21 protein-coding genes and 1 other RNA gene are annotated in these 19,599 nt (G+C 74.6%); 10 read left to right on the top strand and 12 right to left on the bottom strand.

Annotated elements, in window-relative coordinates; all coding sequences use genetic code 11:
* The first annotated feature begins 12 nt into the window (after positions 1-12).
* Positions 13-756 carry a zinc ribbon domain-containing protein gene (locus ACZ55U_RS25490; protein WP_465529289.1) on the top strand — a complete coding sequence of 248 codons (744 nt, stop codon included), beginning with the start codon at positions 13-15 and terminating at the stop codon, positions 754-756.
* Positions 757-760: 4 nt separating this feature from the next.
* Positions 761-1,915 carry a bifunctional RNase H/acid phosphatase gene (locus ACZ55U_RS25485; protein ID WP_465529287.1) on the top strand — a complete coding sequence of 385 codons (1,155 nt, stop codon included), beginning with the start codon at positions 761-763 and terminating at the stop codon, positions 1,913-1,915.
* A gap of 22 nt (positions 1,916-1,937) precedes the next feature.
* On the opposite strand, the gene yaaA is transcribed toward ACZ55U_RS25485, so the two are convergent.
* A complete protein-coding gene (gene yaaA, locus ACZ55U_RS25480) occupies positions 1,938-2,723 on the bottom strand; it encodes a peroxide stress protein YaaA (RefSeq protein WP_465529285.1) in 786 nt (261 codons plus the stop codon).
* A 42-nt stretch (positions 2,724-2,765) separates the two neighbouring features.
* Complete coding sequence (locus tag ACZ55U_RS25475) at positions 2,766-3,221, bottom strand: DUF3995 domain-containing protein (protein WP_465529283.1); 456 nt, start codon at positions 3,219-3,221, stop codon at positions 2,766-2,768.
* A 121-nt stretch (positions 3,222-3,342) separates the two neighbouring features.
* On the opposite strand from ACZ55U_RS25475, the gene ACZ55U_RS25470 reads away from it, so the two are divergent.
* Positions 3,343-4,827: an MFS transporter gene (locus ACZ55U_RS25470; protein WP_465529281.1), complete on the top strand. Its 1,485-nt coding sequence runs from the start codon at positions 3,343-3,345 to the stop codon at positions 4,825-4,827.
* 13 nt (positions 4,828-4,840) lie between these two features.
* Positions 4,841-5,238, top strand: an RNA gene (gene rnpB, locus ACZ55U_RS25465) — RNase P RNA component class A.
* A 40-nt stretch (positions 5,239-5,278) separates the two neighbouring features.
* Here the strand turns inward: rnpB and ACZ55U_RS25460 are convergent.
* A complete protein-coding gene (locus ACZ55U_RS25460; protein ID WP_465529279.1) occupies positions 5,279-5,536 on the bottom strand; it encodes a Prokaryotic metallothionein in 258 nt (85 codons plus the stop codon).
* A 97-nt stretch (positions 5,537-5,633) separates the two neighbouring features.
* Positions 5,634-6,032, bottom strand: a complete 399-nt coding sequence (locus tag ACZ55U_RS25455; RefSeq protein ID WP_465529277.1) for an ACT domain-containing protein — start codon at positions 6,030-6,032, stop codon at positions 5,634-5,636.
* 152 nt (positions 6,033-6,184) lie between these two features.
* On the opposite strand from ACZ55U_RS25455, the gene ACZ55U_RS25450 reads away from it, so the two are divergent.
* Positions 6,185-6,877, top strand: coding sequence for a PadR family transcriptional regulator (locus ACZ55U_RS25450; RefSeq protein WP_465529275.1), 693 nt, complete (start codon positions 6,185-6,187; stop codon positions 6,875-6,877).
* A 25-nt stretch (positions 6,878-6,902) separates the two neighbouring features.
* On the opposite strand, the gene ACZ55U_RS25445 is transcribed toward ACZ55U_RS25450, so the two are convergent.
* Positions 6,903-7,100: a hypothetical protein gene (locus ACZ55U_RS25445; protein WP_465529273.1), complete on the bottom strand. Its 198-nt coding sequence runs from the start codon at positions 7,098-7,100 to the stop codon at positions 6,903-6,905.
* Positions 7,101-7,150: 50 nt separating this feature from the next.
* Positions 7,151-7,369: a hypothetical protein gene (locus ACZ55U_RS25440; RefSeq protein ID WP_465529271.1), complete on the bottom strand. Its 219-nt coding sequence runs from the start codon at positions 7,367-7,369 to the stop codon at positions 7,151-7,153.
* A 434-nt stretch (positions 7,370-7,803) separates the two neighbouring features.
* Between ACZ55U_RS25440 and ACZ55U_RS25435 the strand changes: the two genes are divergently transcribed.
* A complete protein-coding gene (locus ACZ55U_RS25435) occupies positions 7,804-8,499 on the top strand; it encodes a bifunctional DNA primase/polymerase (RefSeq protein ID WP_465529269.1) in 696 nt (231 codons plus the stop codon).
* Between the two features lie 39 nt (positions 8,500-8,538).
* On the opposite strand, the gene map is transcribed toward ACZ55U_RS25435, so the two are convergent.
* Positions 8,539-9,384 (bottom strand): type I methionyl aminopeptidase, encoded by an 846-nt coding sequence (gene map, locus ACZ55U_RS25430; RefSeq protein WP_465529267.1) that lies wholly within the window; start codon positions 9,382-9,384, stop codon positions 8,539-8,541.
* 105 nt (positions 9,385-9,489) lie between these two features.
* On the opposite strand from map, the gene ACZ55U_RS25425 reads away from it, so the two are divergent.
* Positions 9,490-9,720, top strand: a complete 231-nt coding sequence (locus ACZ55U_RS25425) for a hypothetical protein (RefSeq protein WP_465529265.1) — start codon at positions 9,490-9,492, stop codon at positions 9,718-9,720.
* 19 nt (positions 9,721-9,739) lie between these two features.
* Here the strand turns inward: ACZ55U_RS25425 and ACZ55U_RS25420 are convergent, their stop codons facing one another.
* Both ACZ55U_RS25420 and ACZ55U_RS25415 read right to left on the bottom strand, forming a co-directional pair.
* Positions 9,740-11,077: an MFS transporter gene (locus ACZ55U_RS25420; RefSeq protein ID WP_465529263.1), complete on the bottom strand. Its 1,338-nt coding sequence runs from the start codon at positions 11,075-11,077 to the stop codon at positions 9,740-9,742.
* A gap of 156 nt (positions 11,078-11,233) precedes the next feature.
* Positions 11,234-11,863, bottom strand: a complete 630-nt coding sequence (locus ACZ55U_RS25415) for a hypothetical protein (protein ID WP_465529261.1) — start codon at positions 11,861-11,863, stop codon at positions 11,234-11,236.
* A gap of 47 nt (positions 11,864-11,910) precedes the next feature.
* Between ACZ55U_RS25415 and npdG the strand changes: the two genes are divergently transcribed.
* Together npdG and ACZ55U_RS25405 are read left to right on the top strand one after the other, a co-directional pair.
* Positions 11,911-12,603 (top strand): NADPH-dependent F420 reductase, encoded by a 693-nt coding sequence (gene npdG, locus ACZ55U_RS25410; RefSeq protein ID WP_465529259.1) that lies wholly within the window; start codon positions 11,911-11,913, stop codon positions 12,601-12,603.
* A gap of 160 nt (positions 12,604-12,763) precedes the next feature.
* Complete coding sequence (locus tag ACZ55U_RS25405) at positions 12,764-12,955, top strand: hypothetical protein (protein WP_465529257.1); 192 nt, start codon at positions 12,764-12,766, stop codon at positions 12,953-12,955.
* Between the two features lie 19 nt (positions 12,956-12,974).
* Here ACZ55U_RS25405 and ACZ55U_RS25400 read toward each other — a convergent pair whose 3' ends face one another.
* The gene (locus ACZ55U_RS25400; protein WP_465529255.1) at positions 12,975-13,790 is read right to left on the bottom strand and encodes a site-2 protease family protein; all 816 of its coding nucleotides are present in this window, start codon (positions 13,788-13,790) and stop codon (positions 12,975-12,977) included.
* Positions 13,791-13,966: 176 nt separating this feature from the next.
* Between ACZ55U_RS25400 and ACZ55U_RS25395 the strand changes: the two genes are divergently transcribed.
* Positions 13,967-17,374 (top strand): AfsR/SARP family transcriptional regulator, encoded by a 3,408-nt coding sequence (locus ACZ55U_RS25395; protein WP_465529253.1) that lies wholly within the window; start codon positions 13,967-13,969, stop codon positions 17,372-17,374.
* A 194-nt stretch (positions 17,375-17,568) separates the two neighbouring features.
* On the opposite strand, the gene ACZ55U_RS25390 is transcribed toward ACZ55U_RS25395, so the two are convergent.
* Positions 17,569-18,384, bottom strand: a complete 816-nt coding sequence (locus ACZ55U_RS25390) for an ABC transporter permease (RefSeq protein ID WP_465529251.1) — start codon at positions 18,382-18,384, stop codon at positions 17,569-17,571.
* Positions 18,381-19,409 carry an ATP-binding cassette domain-containing protein gene (locus ACZ55U_RS25385; protein ID WP_465529249.1) on the bottom strand — a complete coding sequence of 343 codons (1,029 nt, stop codon included), beginning with the start codon at positions 19,407-19,409 and terminating at the stop codon, positions 18,381-18,383. The genes ACZ55U_RS25390 and ACZ55U_RS25385 overlap by 4 nt, the downstream gene beginning before the upstream one ends.
* Positions 19,410-19,599: the final 190 nt, after the last annotated feature.

Here is a 19,599-nt window from a genome sequence, read left to right as displayed (position 1 = left end):
GGAGCTCTCCGCTTGAACGCCGCGCCCGCCGACCAGATCCGCCTGCTCGACCTCCAGGCCATCGACTCGAAGCTCGACCAGCTGGCCCACCGGCGCCGGAGCCTGCCCGAGCACGCCGAGATCGACAAGGCCACCGCCGACCACACCGCGCTCAAGGACCTCGTCGTCGCCGCCGAGGCCCAGAAGGGCGACACCGCCCGCGAGCTGACCAAGGCCGAGCAGGACGTCGAGCAGGTCCGCGCCCGTGCCGACCGCAACCAGCAGCGCCTGGACTCCGGCGCGATCACCTCGCCGAAGGACCTGGAGAACCTCCAGCACGAGATCGGCTCGCTCGCCAAGCGCCAGGCCGACCTGGAGGAGGTCGTGCTGGAGATCATGGAGCGCCAGGAGAGCGCCACCACCCGGGTCGAGGAGCTGTCCGCCCGCCTGGAGCACTCCACCGTCGTGCTCAAGGAGGCCGAGGCCCGCCGCGACGCCTCCTTCGCCGAGATCGACGCCGAGGCCGACAAGGTCAGGCGCGACCGCGAGACCGTCGCCGCCGTCATCCCGGCCGACCTGCTGAAGCTCTACACCAAGCTGCGCGAGACCCAGGGCGGCGTCGGCGCGGCCCGCCTCTACCAGCGCCGCTGCGAGGGCTGCCGCACCGAGTTCTCGATCACCGAGCTGAACGCCATCAAGGCCGAGCCGGCTGACAAGGTGGTCCGCTGCGAGAACTGCTCGCGGATCCTGGTCCGCACCGCCGACTCGGGCGCCTGAGCCGGTGGCGGCGCGCTTCGTCGTCGAAGCCGACGGCGGGTCCCGGGGCAACCCGGGGCCGGCCGGCTACGGCGCGGTGGTCCGCGACGGGGACACCGGGCAGATCATCGCCGAGGCCGCCGGGTACATCGGCCACGCCACCAACAACGTGGCCGAGTACAAGGGCCTGATCGCCGGGCTGAACGCCGCCCGCGAGCTGGACCCGGACGCCTCGGTGGACGTCCGGATGGACTCCAAGCTGGTCGTCGAGCAGATGTCCGGGCGCTGGAAGATCAAGCACCCCGACATGCAGCCGCTCGCGGCCGAGGCGCGCTCCGTCTTCCCGCGCGGCCGGGTCGCGTACACCTGGATCCCGCGCGAGCGGAACAAGGACGCCGACCGGCTGGCCAACGAGGCGATGGACGCGGGCAAGGCCGGGCGCCAGTGGGAGCCCCGCGCGACCGCCGCCGCCCCCGTCACCGCCGCCCCCGTCGCCTCCGAGCCGCCGGCGGAGAGCGCCGCCCCCACGGCCGGCTGGGCCGCGCCCGCCGACCTCGGAACCCCCACCACCTTCGTCCTGCTGCGCCACGGCGAGACCCCGCTCACCCCGGAGAAGCGTTTCTCCGGCAGCGGCGGCAGCGACCCGGAGCTCTCCGACAAGGGCCGCTGGCAGGCCGAGCGGGCCGCCGAGGCCCTCGCCGCGCGCGGCAGCGTCCAGGCGGTCGTCGCCTCCCCGATGCGCCGCACCCGGCAGACCGCCGAGACCGTCGCCGCCCGGCTCGGCCTGGAGGTCCGGTACGAGGACGGGCTGCGCGAGGTCGACTTCGGCGCCTGGGAGGGCCTGACCTTCGCCGAGGTCCGGGAGCGCCACCCGGACGACCTGACCGCCTGGCTCGGCTCCGCCAAGGCAAGGCCGACCGGCGGCGGCGAGAGCTTCACCACCCTGACCCACCGGGCCGGCGCCGCCCGGGACAGGATCCTCGCCCGGTACCCGGGGAAGACCGTGCTGGTGGTCTCGCACGTCAGCCCGATCAAGACCCTGGTCCGGCTGGCGCTCGGCGCCCCGCCGGACTCGATGTACCGGATGGAGCTGTCCGCCGCCTCGATCTGCGCCGTCCAGTACTACGCGGACGGCAACGCCTCCGTGCGGCTGCTCAACGACACCTCGCACCTGCGCTGACCCCGACCGGGGCGCGCCGGCCTCAGTGCACCTCGGTGACCACCACGTCCAGCTGCCACGGCTTGCGGGCGGTGCCCCGCGCCGCGAGCTCGACGCGGTGGCCCAGCTCCAGCAGCGCGTCCATCAGCTCGCCGGGGGTCTTCGGCTCGGCCCCGGCCGTCAGCAGGTCCCGGACGAGCCGCCCCTTGGTCGCCTTGTTGAAGTGGCTGACCACGCTGCGCCCGCCGTTCCGCTCCTGGAGCACCCGCACGGTCGCGGTCCGCGAGGCCACCTCGCCGGCCGGCTTCCAGGCCGCCGCGTAGGCGGAGCTGCGCAGGTCCAGCACCAGCCCGTCCGCGACCTCCGGGAGCACGGAGGCCATCGCGCCCCGCCAGTACGCCCCGAGCGCCCCCGGCCCGGGGAGCTTGACGCCCATCGAGCAGCGGTAGGAGGGAATTCGGTCGGAGATCCGCACGGCGCCCCAGAGGCCGGAGAAGACCAGCAGCGAGCGCTCGGCCCGGTCGTACGCGGCGGCGTCCAGCGTGGCCAGACCGAGGTTGTCGAACAGCACCCCGGTGTACACCTCGCCCGCCGGGCGGGCACCGGCCGTCGGCAGCCCGGCGTTCTTGGCGATCTCGCCGCGCAGGCCGGGGGAGAGGCCGAGTACCTCGGCGGCGGTGTCCTCGTCGCCCCGGCACAGGCCCACCAGCGCCTCCAGCACCGCACCGCGCGCCGCCGTCAGCCCGGGAAGCGACAGCCCGTCCAGCGCCACCGGCGCGCCGTCCCCGGACGCGGCCTTGCCCTCGGACGGCGGCAACAGCACCAGCACAGCGGACTCCTCGACGGTTTGCGGCGGACGAACCACGCCACCCTACTGCGGGCGCCGCCCCGCCCCCGCCCCCGCGACCACCGCGGCCCCGGCCCCCAGGGCCGCGCACAGCGGCGAGTAGTAGCGCGCGTTCAGCCGCCGGAAGCGCTCCGAGCGCCCGCTCGCCCGCCCGAACACCACCGGCCCGGCCACCCCGCGCGCCAGCAGCACCCCCGCCACCGCCCGCACCCCGGCCCGCCGCAGGCGCCCCGGCCCCACCGCCGGCAGCACCCCGGCCTCCGCCCCCACCAGGTAGGCCCCGGCCCCCAGCGCCCCCGCCACCGCGAGGCAGGCCCCCGCCGGCGGCACGCCCTCGCCCGTCCCCACCACGGCGTCCGCGAACTCCTCCGGCGTCCGCAGCGGCCACGGCGTCACCGCCCACACCGCGTGCAGCGCCCCGGTCGCGCCGAGCACCCCCGCCACCACGCCCCCGGCCACCCGCACGGCAACACCGCTCATCGCCCGACCCCCTCCATCCGCCGCCACTTCCCCACCGTACGAGCCCTTACGGCGGACGGGCCCGCCACCCGGACGGGCCGTCCGCCCACCCCGGCCGGGCCCGTGGTGGGAGGATCGGTCCGTGCCCGATCCCCAGTCGTCCGCCCCCGGACCGCGCCGCCGCCTGCTCGTCCTGGCGATCTGCTGCCTGAGCCTGTTCATCGTCGGCCTCGACAACACCGTGGTGAACATCGCCCTGCCGGTGATCCAGCGGGACCTGGACGCCCCGGCCTCCGGCCTCCAGTGGATCATCGACGCCTACACCCTGGTGCTGGCCTCGCTGCTGATGCTGTTCGGCTCGGTGGCCGACCGCTTCGGCCGCCGCCGGGTGTTCCAGACCGGCCTGGTCTGCTTCGCGCTCGGCTCGCTGCTGTGCAGCCAGGCGCCGAGCCTGGGCTGGCTGGTGGCCTTCCGGGCGCTCCAGGCGGTGGGCGGCTCGATGCTCAACCCGGTGGCGATGTCGATCATCACCAACACCTTCACCGACCCGAAGGAGCGGGCCCGGGCGATCGGCGTCTGGGGCGGGGTGGTCGGCATCTCGATGGCGCTCGGCCCGCTGCTCGGCGGCTTCCTGGTGGACGGCGCGGGCTGGCCCTCGATCTTCCTGATCAACGTCCCGGTGGCGCTCGCCGCCATCGCGCTGACCGCCCGCTACGTCCCGGAGTCCCGCGCGCCCCGCCCGCGCCGGCTGGACCCGGTGGGGCAGCTGCTGATGATCGTGCTGCTCGGCTGCGGCACCGCCGCGATCATCGAGGGGCCGGGCAACGGCTGGACCTCCCCGCTGATCCTCGCCCTGGCCGCCGCCGCGGCGGTCGCGCTGGCCGTCTTCCCGCTCTGGGAGCGGCGGGTGGCCGAGCCGCTGGTGGACCCGCGGTTCTTCGCCAGCGCGCCGTTCACCGGCGCCGCCGTCACCGCGGTCTGCGCCTTCGCCGCCCTCGGTGGCTTCCTCTTCCTCAGCACCCTCTACCTCCAGGAGGTCCGGCACTACAGCCCGGTCGAGGCCGGCCTGTGGACGCTGCCGATGGCCGGGATGATGCTGGTCTGCGCGCCGCTGTCCGGGCGGATCGTCGGCAGCCGGGGCCCGCGGGTGCCGCTGGTGGCGGCCGGGCTCGGCATCGCCGCCAGCGGGCTGCTGCTCACCCGGCTCGCCGCCGACTCCCCGGCGGCGCTGCTGCTGGCCGCGTACGCGCTGTTCGGCTTCGGCTTCGGCATGGTCAACGCGCCGATCACCAACGCCGCGGTGTCCGGCATGCCGCGCGCCCAGGCGGGCGTGGCGGCCGCGGTGGCCTCGACCAGCCGTCAGATCGGCCAGTCGCTGGGCGTGGCGGTGATCGGCACGGTCGTCACCTCGGCCGTGGCCGGCCCGGTCGCGACCGGGTTCGCCCCGGCCAGCCACGTGGGCTGGTGGATCCTGGCCGGCCTCGGCGGCGCCGTCCTGGCCCTGGGCCTGGCCACCACCACCGCCCGGGCGGGCGCCTCGGCGGCCCGGGTCGCCGCCCGCCTGGGCTCCGAGGTGCCGGCCGCCCGGTCCGGTGTACGGGAGGCACCGCCCGAGCGGCTACGATGACCACTACGGCGGAAGAGTCGGCCGGGCGGTCGCGACGGGTCCCAGACCCGCCGAGGAACGTCCGGGCTCCACAGAGCAGGGTGGTGGGTAACGCCCACCCGGGGTGACCCGCGGGACAGTGCCACAGAAAACAGACCGCCCACCGCTTTTCGTGGTGGGTAAGGGTGAAACGGTGGTGTAAGAGACCACCAGCGACCGGGGTGACCCGGCCGGCTAGGTAAACCCCACCTGGAGCAAGGTCAAGATCGGTGCCCTCGGGCACCGTGCGCGGACGTTCGAGGGCTGCTCGCCCGAGTCCGCGGGTGGACCGCACGAGGCTGCCGGCAACGGCAGTCCTAGATGGATGGCCGCCTCCCCGGGCCGCGCGAGCAGCCCGGGAGACAGAACCCGGCGTACAGGCCGACTCTTCCGCCCCCTCTCCTTCCCCGCCCGTCCGGGCGGGCGGCCCGCGCTACGCGGGGCGGGCGCCGACGGCGTCGCGGACCTGGTCGCCGAGGCCGCCGTTGACACGGGCGCAGTGGGCGCAGCAGAAGAACCTGCCGGCCACCTCGACGCCGTGCCCGACGATCCGCACGTCGCACTGCTCGCAGCGCGGGGCGAGCTTCTCCATCGCGCACTCGAAGCTGTCGAAGGTGTACGTGTCGCCGGTGACCGTCCTGATCTCGAAGGCCAGCCAGTAGTCGTTGCCGCAGGTGACGCAGATGGCCATGGCGGCCGTCTCCTTCCGGTGGGGCCGGCGGCCAGGGGTGGCCGCGCGGTCACCTCCAGTCTTGGAGGCTTCCGGGGAGTCGGCCACTCGGCAGTCGTCAGGCGGAGCGGGCGGAGAGCTCCTCCAGGGCCCGGACGGCGCGGTCGGCGTCGTCGGCGGCGACGAACAGGTGGTCGTGGTGGAAGCCGGCCACCACGTTGCAGCCGATGCCCTCCTCGGCGAGCCGGCCGGAGACGGCGGCGGTGAGGCCGACGGCCTCCAGGGCCGAGTGGATCCGCAGGGTGATCCAGGCCGCGACGTACTCGTAGCGCAGCCCGAGCGCGTCCGCCTCCTCCTGGGTGACCACCACCGTCACCCCCTCGGGCTCGGCGACGGTCACCACCGGCCGCATGCCGGCGGGCACCCGCGTGGGGAGCGTGCAGTATACGTATCGCCCAGGGTTGAGCCGCGGGCTCATCCCGCGCAGCAGCGTCGCAAGGTCTCGTTCTGCGGCCATGGCCGCCACCGTAGCGGCTGCGCGGGGGTCGGCGCCGGTTCACGGCGTGTCGGATTCCGTTGACGAGCGACTGTCACCGATATATCGTCGAACTATCGAGACAGTGACTCGACTGTTTCGTCGAACCTCATGGATTCCAGGAGGTGGGCGCGATGCGCTCAGAACGTCAGGACGGGCGATTCCGTTGGGAGGGGCCGCGCGGCGCGGGCCGGCGCCGGGGTCCGGGGCCGGGCCCGGAGTTCCGGGGGATGCCCGGAGCGGGTGCCGAGGGCCGGGAGGCGTTCGGCGGGTTCGGCCCGCCGTTCGGCGGTGGCGGCCCCGGCCGGCCGATGGGCGGCCCGTACGGGCACGGCTTCGGCGGGCACGGCGGCCGGCGCGGCGGTCCGCACGGGCGGCGCGGCGGGCGGGCCCGGCGCGGTGACGTCCGGGCCTCGCTGCTGGCGCTGCTCAAGGAGCGGCCGATGCACGGCTACGAGATGATCGCCGAGATCGCCGAGCGGACCGGCGGGGCCTGGCGGCCCAGCCCGGGGTCGATCTACCCCAACCTCCAACTGCTGGAGGAGGAGGGCCTGATCACCGCGGAGGAGGTCGGCGGCAAGCGGCTGGTCTCGCTCACCGAGGCGGGCCGGGCCGAGGCCGACGCCGGACCGGCCGAGCCGTGGGCGGAGGCCGGCCGGGAGGTCGACTGGGAGGCCGTCCAGGAGGTCGGGCAGGCGCTCGCCGCCGTCGACCAGGCGATCCGCCAGGTCATGGCCACCGGCACCCCGGCCCAGCGCACCAAGGGCCTGGCGGTGCTGACCGAGGCCCGCAAGAAGCTGTACCTGATCCTCGCCGAGGACGACTGACCGGGCCGGTCGCGGGCGGCGGTGCTCAGGGGTGGACCGCGAACAGCGCCAGGCACACCAGCAGCAGCACCGCCCAGCCGGACCAGAGCCAGGCGTCCGGGCCGATCACCACCGTGTAGACGCAGACCGCCGCGAGCAGGACCGCCGTCACCCCGGCGACCTGCCGGTTGTGGTGGGCGACCGCCCCGGAGCGGCCGCGCCGGGGCCGTACCGTCCTCGCCATGCCGACCTCCCGGGTTCGCGGGGCGGGGAAACCGCCGGAGGGGGCGGCCGTCAGCCGGAGGCCGCCTCGTCGTACTCGTAGCGCCAGAACCAGCTGAGGCCCCGAACCTGCTTGCTGCGGACGTACACCAGTGTGCGCGCGGGTACCCCGTCGTGCGCGGGGACCGGGACCTTGTACTTCTTGGGCACGCCGAGCATCGGGCCCAGCGGGACGGGGAGGACCCGTCCGTCCAGGGGGCCGCCGACGAATGCGGTGTCCGCGCTCTTCATCCCCCCAGGGTCTCACCTCCGAGGGGCGCCCGGGACCGGCCCCGGGCGGGGAGCCGGTGGCCCGGGCCTCCGCGCCCGCGGGCGGCGCCGCGAGTGTGACCGGAGAGGCACCGCCCCCCGGTCATCCGGAGGCCCTCCGCACCCTTATCCTTCCTGTTACGCCCTCGGGGTCCACCCGGGTCAGCGGGCCCGTACGGGCCGGGCGAGGCGCGAATCCGCGTGCCCTCCGGCCGATTTGGCGCGGACAGCGTGCTGCCGCGACTGCGTACCGTGACCCGGGCGTCGGCCGTCCGGTGACCCCGGGCCACGGCCGACAGGGCGCGGACGTCAGGGCCGAGCACCCCGGGAAGCAGTCGGGGGCGCCGTGCGTTGCGTCGAGTGGTACGTCGAACGCTGTGTCGCACCAGGCACGGCAGTTGCGCGGAAGGGGCCCGATGGAAGCCGGCAGCAGGTGGACGACCTGGTGGCAGAAGCGTGATCGTCAGCGGGCGGGGGGCGTGGACGGTCCGGCCGCCGGACTCGATCAGCTGCTCGGCGCGGTGCGCGCCGGATTCCCGCTCGCGCCCGCCGCCCACCCGGCCGGCTACCGGTGTTCCTGTGACCGGGTGGCCTGTCCGGCCCCGGCCCAGCACCCGGTCTCCTTCGCCTGGCAGACCCAGGCCACCACCGACACCGAGCAGCTCTCCCGCTGGCTCGCCCGGGACCCGGAGGCCAACTTCGTCACCGCCACCGGCCGGGTGCACGACGTGCTGGACGTCCCGGCGGAGGCCGGACGGCTGGCGCTGGAGCGGCTGACGGCGCTGGGCGTCGAGGGCCCGGTCGCCGCCGTCGGCGAGGACCGCTACCTGTTCTTCACCGCCACCCGCGGCACCCCGCAGGACGAGGACGAGTGGTGGCCCAGCGCGCTCGACTCCACGCCGGACACCATGTCCGAGCACCCCGGCCTGCGCTGGCACTGCCGCGGCTCGTACACCCTGCTGCCGCCGGCCGCGCTGCCGGACGGCTCCCGGGTGCGGTGGCTGCGCGGGCCCGAGCAGCCGCTGCCGGACCCGCTGCGCGTCCTGGACGTGCTCACCGACGCCTGCACCGAGGTGGGTGCCGTCGCCGAGGAGCAGTGGCTGATCGGCTGACGGCACCCGGGCGCGCGACGCCCTCGCGGCGCCGCGCCGTCACGGCAGGGTGAGGATCTCCGCGCCGTCCGCCGTGACCACCAGGGTGTGCTCGAACTGGGCGGTGCGCTTGCGGTCCTTGGTGACGACCGTCCAGCCGTCCGGCCAGATCTCGTAGTCGTAGGTGCCCAGGGTGAGCATCGGCTCGATGGTGAAGGTCATGCCCGGCTTGATCACCTCGGTGGCCCGCTCGCTGTCGTAGTGCGGGATGATCAGGCCGGAGTGGAACGACGTGTTGATGCCGTGCCCGGTGAAGTCCCGCACCACGCCGTAGTCGAAGCGCTTGGCGTAGGACTCGATGACCCGCCCGATGACGTTGATCTGACGGCCGGGCTTGACCGCCTTGATCGCCCGGTTGAGGGCTTCCCGGGTGCGCTCGACCAGCAGCCGGGACTCCTCGTCCACGTCGCCGACCAGGTAGGTGGCGTTGAGGTCGCCGTGCACCCCGTGGATGTAGGCGGTGGCGTCGATGTTGACGATGTCGCCGTCCTGGAGCACGGTCGAGTCCGGGATGCCGTGGCAGATCACCTCGTTGATCGAGGTGCAGACGGACTTGGGGAAGCCACGGTAGCCGAGGTCGGACGGGTAGGCGCCGTGGTCGCACATGTACTCGTGGGCGACGGCGTCCAGGGCGTCGGTGGTGACGCCGGGGGCGATCAGCTTGGCCGCCTCCTCCATCGCCCGGGCGGCGATCCCGCCGGCGATCCGCATCTTCTCGATCGTCTCGGCGGTCTGCACCTCGGGCCCGGTGTACGGCGTCGGCGCGGGCTTGCCGACGTACTCGGGGCGCGCGATGTGCGCCGGGACCTTGCGGGTGGGGGACTGGATGCCGGGTACGAGAGCCATGCGGCGAGTCTAGTCGCCGGTCCCCGCCGCCCCGGGGCGGTGTGCGACCAGGGGGCGGGCGGGGAATGATCGGTACCGACCCATCCTTCGGAACGGGAGAGCGCCATGCCCTTCGGATTCGACCGCAAGCCGACCGGAAAGCCCGGTGAGTGGTTCTACTGCATCAAGCACAGCAAGGTGGAGGAGGGCCCGGAGTGCCCGGCGAAGGACCGCCTGGGCCCGTACGCCACCCCCGAGGAGGCCGCCCAGGCCCTGCGGATCGCGGACGAGCGCAACCGGGAGTGGCGCAACGACCCGCGCTGGAGCGACCAGCCGAAGGACGGCGGCACCGAGTAGCGCCCCGGTCGGTGGGGCGTCAGGCGGCCGGGGCGGTCGCCTGGGCGGCGCGTTCGTGTTCGGCGCGGACGGCGGCGGCGTGCGGGTCGGTGCGGTCGTCGTAGGCGAGGAGCTTCGGCAGGGCGGCGGCGACGGCGAGGACGGCGACCACGCAGGCGGCGCCGCCGGCCCAGACCGCGGCGCGCACACCGACCACTCCGGCCATGGTGCCCGCCCGGACCTGGCCGAGCTGGGGGCCGACGGAGTAGCTGAGCAGTTCGACCCCGGCCATCCGGCCGCGGACCTCGTCCGGGATGGACTGGTTCCACATGGTCGAGCGGGCGAGCCCGCTGATCTCGTCGGCGCCGCCGGCCAGCGCCAGGCCGAGCAGCACCACCCAGATGTGCTCGGTCAGTCCGGCGAGGGCCATCGACGCGCCCCAGGCGACGGCGGCGACCACCAGCAGCCGCCCGTGCCGGTGGACGCGGGAGGTCCAGCCGCTGGTCGCGCCGACCACCAGGGCGCCCAGGGCCGAGGCCGCGTACATCGGGCCGAGCGCCCAGTCCGCCCCCAACTCCGAGGCCAGGAACGGGAAGACGGCCACCGGGTAGGCGAACAGCATGGCGCACATGTCGATCGCGTAGGTGCCGAGCAGGTCCTTGCGGCTCCACGCGTAGCGGACACCCGTCAACACCGCCCGGATCGAAGGCCGTTCGGCCGCGGTCGGCGGCGGCACCGCCCTGATCCGGACGAGCAGCAGCAGCGAGACGACGAAGGTGAGGGCGTCCAGCGCGTACGCGGTCTGCACCCCGGCGAAGGCCACCACCACACCGGCCAGCGCCGGACCGGCCACCGAAGCGGCGTTGTGGTACAGCGACTTGAGGGCGAACGCGGCGGTCAGGTGCTGGTGCGGGACGAGCCGGGGGAGGAGCGAGTCCAGCGCCGGGCGCTGGATGCCGTCGGCGGCCGCGACCAGCGCGGCGACCAGGTAGATCGGCCACAGCAGCGGGTGCGGCAGCAGGGCGTTGAGCAGCAGCACCCCGGCCAGCAGGCCGAGCGCGACCTCCGACCGCAGCACCAGCTTGCGGCGGTCCAGGGCGTCGGCGAGGGCGCCGCCCCACAGGCCGAAGACGATCAGCGGTACGAGCTCCACGGCGCCGATCAGGCCGACGGCGAAGGAGGAGCCGGTGAGCTCCTTGATCTGCATCGGCACGGCGACGAGGGTCAGGAAGCCGCCGAAGTTGGTGATGCAGCCGGAGGTCCACAGGTAGCGGAAGTCGCGCGAGGCGCGCCAGGGGGAGAGGTCGGGCGTCAGCGAACCCAGCAGCCTCCGGGTCCGGCCGGGCGCGGGGGGTTGCGTTGGTTCGTCGACGTTCACGAACGGTCATCCTGGACGGGCGGTGTCCGCTCCCGCAAAGGGTTTTCCGGCCGGTCGGTGAACCGGTTGGTGAACCGGCCGGTGAACCGGTCGCACCGGTGGGCCGGCCGGTGGCCCCGGCGGCGGACGGCGCCGAACTCACCAGCGGCTGATGACTCACCAGCGGCTGATCGTGGGCGCCGAGAGCCGCCCGGCGAGTTCGGCGAGCCGGTCCCGGACGGAGCGGCGGCCGGTCCGCTGCCCGGCGGCGAGACTGACCAGGTGCTGGGCGAGGTCGAACGGCTCCTCCTCGCCGGTGCCGACGGCGAGCCGCTCGTGCGCGAGGTCGCGGAGGTCGGCGAAGCCTCCGGGGCCGGCGGCCACGCCGGGGCCACCGGCCGTGCCCCCGTCCAGGGCGAGCAGCGTCGCGCCCTGCCGCCGGGCGTCGTGGAGGCGCTCCAGCAGTGGGGCGCCGGCCGCCTCCGGGGCCACCACGAGTACGGTCGCGCCGCGCCCGGCCTCGGTGAGCCGTGCCAGACCGTGCGTCAGATGGGCCGGGGCGTCCGCCGACGGATGGTGGCGCAGCAGGGTGGGCGCCAGCCGGGGGATGTCCGACCAGGCGGCCTCGTCGTCCAGGTGGGCGGCCAGGTGCCAGGGCTCGTACGCCTCGGTGCCGACCAGCAGCAGGTCGCCGGCCCGGCGGCGCTCCACCGAGTGGCGCAACGCCCCGGCGAAGCCGCCGACCGCCTCCAGCCAGCCCGTTCCGGTCAGCCGGTCCCGGAGTGCCGCAACTCTCAGCGCGTCCATGCGGGCCAGGATGTCCCGCCGGGCCGGGGATTTGGCAGTATCGCCCCATGACTTCCCTCGATTCAGCGACAAACCCGGCCCATGAGGTACCGGACGTCTCGCAGTTGGTGGTCGGTGTCCTCGGCGGCACCGGCGACCAGGGGCGGGGCCTGGCCCTGCGGCTGGCCAAGGCCGGCCAGCAGGTGATCATCGGCTCCCGCGACGCCGCCCGGGCCGAGGCCTCGGCGGCCGGCCTGGGCCTCGGCGTGCGGGGCTCGGACAACGCCACCGTCGCCCGGGAGAGCGACGTGGTGATCGTGGCCGTTCCGTGGGACGGCCACGCCGCGACCCTGACCGCGCTGCGCGAGCACCTCGCCGGCAAGATCGTCGTGGACTGCGTCAACCCGCTCGGCTTCGACAAGAAGGGCGCCTACGCGCTGAAGCCGGAGGAGGGCAGCGCCGCCGAGCAGGCCGCCGCACTGCTGCCGGACTCCCGGGTCACCGCCGCCTTCCACCACCTCTCGGCGGTGCTGCTCCAGGACGAGTCGGTGGAGACCATCGACACCGACGTCATGGTGCTCGGCGACGACCGGGAGGCCACCGACATCGTGCGCGGCCTGGCCGCACGCATCCCCGGGATGCGCGGCATCTTCGCGGGCCGGCTGCGCAACGCCCACCAGGTGGAGGCGCTGGTGGCGAACCTGATCTCGGTCAACCGCCGCTACAAGGCCCACGCTGGCCTGCGGATCACCGACGTCTGAACCGGCGCCCGAACCGGCGCCCGAACCGAAGCTGAACCGACGCCCGCGCAACGGCCGCCGTGTCGACCTCACCCCTGGCCCCGCTCCGGAGGTGAGGTCGGCGACAATGGGTCCCGGCCGCAACCCGGCCGTCCGTACCCGGTCCTAGGAGTCCGCCGCCATGCCCCGCACGTCCGTGCTCGCCCTGATCGTCGTCGTCCTCGCGCTGGCCGCCGCCGTCTTCTCGCTGACCCAGGGCTTCTGGCTGGGCCTGATCTGGCTGCCGCTGGCCGGCGTGGCCAGCAACGTGCTGTGGATGAACCGCCGCCGGGCGAAGATCGCCGAGGCCGCCGCCCTCGCCCAGCAGGGCTGACCGGAGCGAGAACCGGGCCTCAGTTCGTCCAGAACCTGAACAGGTCGTGGCCGAACTGGGCGTACGCCCGGTCGACGCCGAGCAGCTCCATCACGCCGTAGACGGCGTCGAAGAACAGCGCGTTCACCTGGGGCTGCCAGAGCAGCGCGAACACCGCGAGCATCCCGTACGGCGCGAACGGCTCGACCGCCCGCCGGGTCTTGTACGACAGCCAGGGCTCGACGATCCCGTAGCCGTCCAGCCCCGGCACCGGCAGCAGGTTCAGCAGGGTCGCGCTCAGCTCCAGCATGCCGAGGAAGCCCAGCGCCAGGGCGAGCGGCGAGACCTGGAGCTCGTAGCCGTTCCAGGTCACGTGCACCTGGGGGTCGTCCAGCCAGCCCGCGCCGACCGGGAGCAGGATCAGCACCGCGGCGGCCAGGTTCACCAGCGGACCGGCCGCCGAGACCAGGCTGTGCTTGAGCCGCCCCTGGATGCGGTGCCGCTCGATCCAGACCGCGCCGCCGGGCAGGCCGATGCCGCCGAGCAGCACGAACACGATCGGCAGCACGAAGCTGAGCAGCGCGTTGGCGTACTTCAGCGGGTTGAGGGTCAGGTAGCCCTTGGCGCCGACGGTGATGTCGCCGCCGTGCAGCGCGGTGCGCGCGTGGGCGTACTCGTGGAGGCAGAGCGAGACCATCCAGCCCGTCACCACGAAGAGGAAGATCCCGAACCGCATGTTGCCGTAGCCGGAGTAGAGCGCCCACCCGGAGGTGCCGAGGACGGCGAGGAGCACCCAGAACACCGGGCTGATCCGGCGGTCCTCGCTGCGGGAGCGCGGCGTGGCGGCGAAGGTCATGGCGGGGGAGCTCCGGGTGTCCGAGGAAGGCGGGCAGGGGACCGATCATGCCGGGCGGGCCGGTGACCGGACAAGCCGCTCCCGGTGAACGTCCGGGCGCGCCGTCGCGTTCCGCGCGGATCCGGGCCCGGCACAAAGGTGAGGCCCTTGCTCCGGCGATCGACCAGAATGGTCCGGTGTACTACGGCATCCTCGGGACGACGACGGCCCACCACGACGACGGCACCCCGGTCCCCCTCGGCGGCGCCCGGCTGCGGGCCCTGCTCACCGCACTGGCCCTGCGGCAGGGGCGGCCGGTGCCGGCCGACGTGCTGGTGGACGAGGTGTGGGAGGCCGACCCCCCGCAGGACTCCTCCGCAGCGCTCCAGACCCTGGTCGGCCGGCTGCGCCGCACCATCGGCCGGGACGAGGTCGGTTCCGGTCCGGCCGGGTACTGGCTGACCGGCACGTCCGGCGACCTCGCCGACTTCCAGCGGCTGGCCGGCGAGGGCCGCCGCGCCCTGGACGCCGGGGACCACCCGCTCGCCGCCGAGAAGCTGCTCGCCGCCCTGGCGCTGTGGCGCGGCCCCGCCCTGGCCGACCTGCCGGACCGCGCCGGCCCGGCCGCCCGGCTGGAGGCCCAGCGCGACGAGGCCCGCCGCCACCGGATCACCGCCGAACTCGGCCTCGGCCGGGCCGCCGAGCTGGTCGCCGAGCTCACCGAGCTGTGCGAACGGCACCCGCTGGACGAGACCTTGCAGCTGCTCATGCTCCGGGCGCTGCACGAGAGCGGCCGGACGGCCGAGGCGCTGCGCCACTACGAGCGGACCAGGCGCGCGCTGGCCGAGGAGCTCGGCGTCGACCCGGGCCACCGACTGCGCTCCCTGTACGCCGAGTTGCTCGCTCCGGCGGCCCCGATCGCCCCGGCTCCCCCGACCGCCCCGCCGGCCTCGGTCACCCAGGAGCCCCCGGCCGCGACGGCGGCCCCCGGGCCGACGCCCGCCCCCGCCCCGGACGCGCCGCCGCCCCCGCGCCCCGGCGGCAACGTACGCGGCCGACTGACCAGCTTCGTCGGCCGCGAGGACGAACTCGCCACCCTGCGAAGGATGCTGACGGACCGTCGGCTGGTGACGCTCACCGGCCCGGGCGGCTCCGGCAAGACCAGCCTGTCCACCGAGGCCGGCCGCGCCGAGCAGTCCGCCGGGAACTGGCCGGACGGCGTCTGGGTGGCCGAACTCGCCCCGCTGGAGAGCCCCGACGCGGTGCCCGCCGCCGTGGTCTCCGCGCTCGGCCTGCGCGAGATCGTGCTGCACACCAACAGCAAGGTCGCCGAGGTGATCGAGAAGCGGGCCGAGGACCCGGTGCGCCGGCTGGTCGATCACTGCGCCCACCGCCGGATGCTGCTCGTCCTGGACAACTGCGAGCACCTGATCCAGGCCGCCGCCGACCTCACCGACGTCCTGCTCGCCGAGTGCCCCGGGCTGACCGTGCTCGCCACCAGCCGCGAGCCGCTGGGCGTGCCCGGCGAAACGGTCCTGCCGGTCGAGCCGCTGCCCGACCCGGTCGCGCTGCGGCTGTTCGCCGAGCGCGCCGCCACCGCCCGCCCCGGCTTCGACCCTCAGGGCGACCCGGAGGCCTGCGCCGAGATCTGCCGCCGGCTGGACGGGCTGCCGCTGGCCATCGAACTGGCCGCCGCCCGGCTGCGGGTGATGACCGCGCGCCAGATAGCCGACCGGCTGGACGGCCGGTTCGCGCTGCTCACGGCGGGCAGCCGCACCCTGCTGCCGCGCCAGCAGACCCTGCGCGCGGTGGTCGACTGGAGCTGGGACCTGCTGGGCAAGCGGGAGCGGGCGGTGCTGCGCCGGCTGTCGGTCTTCGCGGGCGGCTGGCAGCTGGAGGACGCCGAGGCCGTCTGCGCCGACGGCACCGAGGTGGCCGGCGACGAGGTCGCCGACCTGCTGCTGTCGCTGGTCGACAAGTCCCTGCTGGTCGCCGACCTGGACGGGGCCAGCCTGCCGCGCTACCGGATGCTGGAGACCATCCACGAGTACGCGACCGAGCGCCTCGCCGAGTCCGCCGCCGACCGCGCCGCCACCGAGGCCCGCCACCTGGCGCACTTCCGCGCCATGGTCGCCACCGCCGGCCGGGACGTCCACGGCCCCCGCCAGCTGCACTGGCTGGCCGTGCTGGACCGCGAGCAGGACAACATCCGGGCCGCGCTGCGCCGGGCGGTCGACCTCGGGGACGAGCAGCAGGGCCTGGTGCTGACCATCGGCATGAGCTGGTACTGGTCGCTGCGCGGCTACGGCCTGGAGGCCCGCGGCTGGTACGGCGCGGTCGCGGCGCTGGGCCGGGACCCGTTCGCGCCCGGCGCCCCGCCGCCGGTGCCGCTGGAGCGCGACGTGCTGGAGTACGGCGTCCCGATGCCCGAGGGCGTGGTCGAGGAGGCCCGCCGGCTGCTCACGATGTACCGGCTGATAGGGATGTTCGAGGGGAACCTGGAGGTCCTCGGCGACCCGGCCGCGGTCGAGACCGCCCAGCGGCTGATGGACGTCTACACCCCGGAGCTCCCGCAGTCCTACCGCTTCCCGGCGATCATGCGGGTCTTCGGCGCCTTCCTGACCGGCCACATGGAGCTGATGATCGACCTGATGGAGGACGCGGTCCGCGGCTGCGAGGAGCACGGCAGCGCGAACGACCTGGCCTTCATCCTCCAGATCCGGGCCAAGATGATGAACGACTGGCCGGGCGGCGGGGAGCAGGGCATCCGGGACGGCGAGCGCTCCCTGGAGCTGTTCGAGCAGGCCGGGAACCTGTGGGGCGTCTCCCAGGCGCTGTCGGCCCAGGGCGAGTCGCTGGCCATCCGGGGCGAGGCCGCGGCGGCGGTCGCCGCGTACCGGCGGGCGATCGAACTGGTCGAGCGGCTGGGGGCGTTGCAGGAGGTGCCGGTCCTGCGGGTGAACCTCGGCGGCGCCCTGATGGAACTGGACCTGGACGCCGGGGAGCGGGTCATCCGGGAGACGGTCGAGGACCTCGGGCCGCTGACCGCCGACCACGCCACGTCCGGCGCGGTGCTGTTCGGCAGGCTGACACTGGCCGGCCTGTACGCCCAGCGCGAGGAGTACCCGCGGGCCCTGGCCGAACTGGACCTGCTGGAGCGGGGCAGACCGGGAAGCGTCGCGCCGAGCGTCGTGTCCGGGATGATCACCGCCTCCCGGGGCTGGATCGTCGCCCGGTCCGGCGATCCGGACCAGGGGCTCGCCCTGCTCCGCGAGGGACGGCGGACGCTGCTCTCGGTGACGGCGGCGTCCGGGTTCGCCGAGCAGATGACGATCATGGTGGTGCCCGCCGCGGCCGGGGTGCTGCGCGCCTTCGCCGAGCGGGACGGCGACGTGGAACGGGGCCGCACGGCCGCCGTCCTGGTCGGCGCGCACGGCGGGCTGAACGGCCCGAAGGGCGGGTACCTGGAGCGCGCCGAGCGCGAGCGGTCGGCCGCCGTGCTGCGGGGGCTGCTGGGCGACGAGGCGTACGAGGCGGCGTACCGCACCGGCGAGGGGATGACGCAGGAGCAGACCCAGCGGCTGCTGGACGAGCTGCTCGGCTGAGCCCGCCGGAGCCCATCGGCCCGCCCCTGTACGGCCGAACCCCGAACGGCCGAACCCCGAACGGTCCGAGGCGCTCGAACGGTCCGAGGCTCGAACGGCCGGCCGGGTGCCCGTCCCCTGGTCACCCGGCCGGCCGCCCGTCCACCGGCCGGCGTCCTGTCCCGGGCCGCCGGCCGGTTCCGCGCCCCGCTCGCTCAGACCCGCTTGCGGAAGCGGGCCACCGCCAGCGGGGCGAAGATCGCGGTGGCGGCCGCCGACCAGATCAGCACGATCATCACCGGGTGGGCCACCGCCCCCTGGCCGTTGAGCAGCGCCCGGGAGGCGTCGGCCAGCGCGGAGAGCGGGTTGACCTTGGTGAAGGACTGGAGCCAGCCCGGCATGGTGTCGGTCGGCGCGAAGATCGAGCTGCCGAACTGGAGCGGCATCAGGACCAGCATGGAGACGCCCTGCACGGCCTGGGCGCTCTTCAGCGACATGCCCAGCAGCATCGAGATCCAGACGATCGACATGCCGAACACCATCGACAGGCCGACCGCGGCCAGCAGCTCCAGCACACCGGTCTTCAGCTCGAAGCCGAGCAGGAAGGCGAAGGTCAGCAGGATCGCCGAGGAGAGCAGGGCCCGCAGCGACTCGGCGGCGAGCTTGGACAGCAGCACCGAGGCCCGGCCGATCGGCAGGGTGCGGAAGCGGTCCATCACCCCGGTCTGGAAGTCGCTGTTCAGCCCGGTGCCGACGGCCAGCGCCAGCGTCATGCCGGTCTGCCCGAGCAGGCCGGGGATCATGTACTGCTTGTAGGCGTCCTGGTCCCCGGCGAACATGGCGCCGCCGAAGACGTAGACGAACAGCACGGTGAAGATGATCGGCATCAGCACGGCGTCGAACATCGACTCCGGATCGGCCTTGATCCGCATCAGGTTGCGCCTGGTCAGCGCCCCGACGTGGCGCAGCGTGCCGGCCAGGCCGATCCGGCCGTCCTCCACCTGGGCGGGGGCGAGCGTGGCGGTGGTCATGCGACGGGCTCCTTGGCGAGGCTGGTGGCGGGGGCGGCGTCCGCGGCGGTCGCGGGCTTGCCGGTGATGGCGAGGAAGACCTCGTCCAGGCTGGGCACCTTGGTGTCGATGCCGGCGATCGCGAAGCCGCGGGTGCCCAGCACCCCGATCACCGCGGTCAGCTGCTCCTCGCCGGTGATCGGCACCGCGAGCAGTCCGGTGTCGGCCGAGACGGTGGCGCCCGCGATGCCGGTGTCCCGCAGGCAGCGGGCCATCTCCGGCAGTTCGGCCGGGTCCACCGGGCGCACCTGGAGGGTCTGGCCGCCGACCTTGGCCTTGAGCTCGGCGACGCCGCCACTGGCGATCACCCGGCCGCGGTCGATGACGGTCAGCTCGTTCGCGAGCTGCTCCGCCTCCTCCATGTACTGGGTGGTCAGCAGCACGGTGCTGCCCTCGGCCACCATCCGCTGCACCTCGTCCCAGACCTCGTTGCGGGTGCGCGGGTCCAGACCGGTGGTGGGCTCGTCCAGGTAGAGCACCCGGGGCCGGCCGATCATGCTGGCGGCCAGGTCGAGGCGCCGGCGCATGCCGCCGGAGTAGGTCTGGGCGGTGCGCTTGGCGGCCTCGGTGAGCGAGAAGCGCTCCAGCAGCTCGTTGGCCCGGGCCTTGGCGTCCCGTCGGGAGAGGTCGAGCAGCCGGCCGATCAGGTAGAGGTTCTCGTACCCGGAGAGCAGCGCGTCGACGGAGGCGTACTGGCCGGTGAGGCCGATGGTGCGGCGCAGCTGCTTGGGCTGGCGCAGCACGTCGTAGCCGCCGACGTACGCGGTGCCGGCGTCCGGCTTGATCAGCGTGGAGAGGATGCGCACCAGGGTGGTCTTGCCGGCGCCGTTGGGGCCCAGGACGCCGAGGACGGTGCCTTCGCGGACGGTGAGGTCGACCCCGTCGAGGGCCTTGGTGGCACCGAAGTGCTTCACGATGCCGTGGACCTCCACGGCGTTCGCGGAGGTGGTTCCCCGGTCGTTCCGGGCGGTCGCGATTCCTGTCATGCCCCCAGGTTGTCCGCCCCGGCTGTCAGCTCCCTGTCGGCGTCGGCGGTGCGCTGACAGCCCGCTGTCACGCCGCTGTCAGCACGGGCCGGGCGCGTCCGGACACGGCGGCGGGGGGGGGGGGGGGGGGGGGGGGGGGGGGGGGGGGGGGGGGGGGGGGGGGGGGGGGGGGGGGGGGGGGGGGGGTTTC

The sequence above is a fragment of the Kitasatospora sp. NPDC034533 genome, assembly GCF_055575155.1.
Note: the sequence above shows the minus strand (reverse complement) of the source record. Positions and strands in the feature narration are given on the sequence as shown.

Excerpts from the sequence above, each read along its gene's own strand:
- ACZ55U_RS25475 (WP_465529283.1), bottom strand. The coding sequence starts at position 3,221 with ATGAGCGGTGTTGCCGTGCGGGTGGCCGGGGGCGTGGTGGCGGGGGTG.
- ACZ55U_RS25460 (WP_465529279.1), bottom strand. The coding sequence starts at position 5,536 with ATGGCCATCTGCGTCACCTGCGGCAACGACTACTGGCTGGCCTTCGAG.
- ACZ55U_RS25455 (WP_465529277.1), bottom strand. The coding sequence starts at position 6,032 with ATGGCCGCAGAACGAGACCTTGCGACGCTGCTGCGCGGGATGAGCCCG.
- ACZ55U_RS25450 (WP_465529275.1), top strand. The coding sequence starts at position 6,185 with ATGCGCTCAGAACGTCAGGACGGGCGATTCCGTTGGGAGGGGCCGCGC.
- ACZ55U_RS25445 (WP_465529273.1), bottom strand. The coding sequence starts at position 7,100 with ATGGCGAGGACGGTACGGCCCCGGCGCGGCCGCTCCGGGGCGGTCGCC.
- ACZ55U_RS25440 (WP_465529271.1), bottom strand. The coding sequence starts at position 7,369 with ATGAAGAGCGCGGACACCGCATTCGTCGGCGGCCCCCTGGACGGACGG.
- ACZ55U_RS25435 (WP_465529269.1), top strand. The coding sequence starts at position 7,804 with ATGGAAGCCGGCAGCAGGTGGACGACCTGGTGGCAGAAGCGTGATCGT.
- map (WP_465529267.1), bottom strand. The coding sequence starts at position 9,384 with ATGGCTCTCGTACCCGGCATCCAGTCCCCCACCCGCAAGGTCCCGGCG.
- ACZ55U_RS25425 (WP_465529265.1), top strand. The coding sequence starts at position 9,490 with ATGCCCTTCGGATTCGACCGCAAGCCGACCGGAAAGCCCGGTGAGTGG.
- ACZ55U_RS25415 (WP_465529261.1), bottom strand. The coding sequence starts at position 11,863 with ATGGACGCGCTGAGAGTTGCGGCACTCCGGGACCGGCTGACCGGAACG.
- npdG (WP_465529259.1), top strand. The coding sequence starts at position 11,911 with ATGACTTCCCTCGATTCAGCGACAAACCCGGCCCATGAGGTACCGGAC.
- ACZ55U_RS25405 (WP_465529257.1), top strand. The coding sequence starts at position 12,764 with ATGCCCCGCACGTCCGTGCTCGCCCTGATCGTCGTCGTCCTCGCGCTG.
- ACZ55U_RS25400 (WP_465529255.1), bottom strand. The coding sequence starts at position 13,790 with ATGACCTTCGCCGCCACGCCGCGCTCCCGCAGCGAGGACCGCCGGATC.
- ACZ55U_RS25390 (WP_465529251.1), bottom strand. The coding sequence starts at position 18,384 with ATGACCACCGCCACGCTCGCCCCCGCCCAGGTGGAGGACGGCCGGATC.
- ACZ55U_RS25385 (WP_465529249.1), bottom strand. The coding sequence starts at position 19,409 with ATGACAGGAATCGCGACCGCCCGGAACGACCGGGGAACCACCTCCGCG.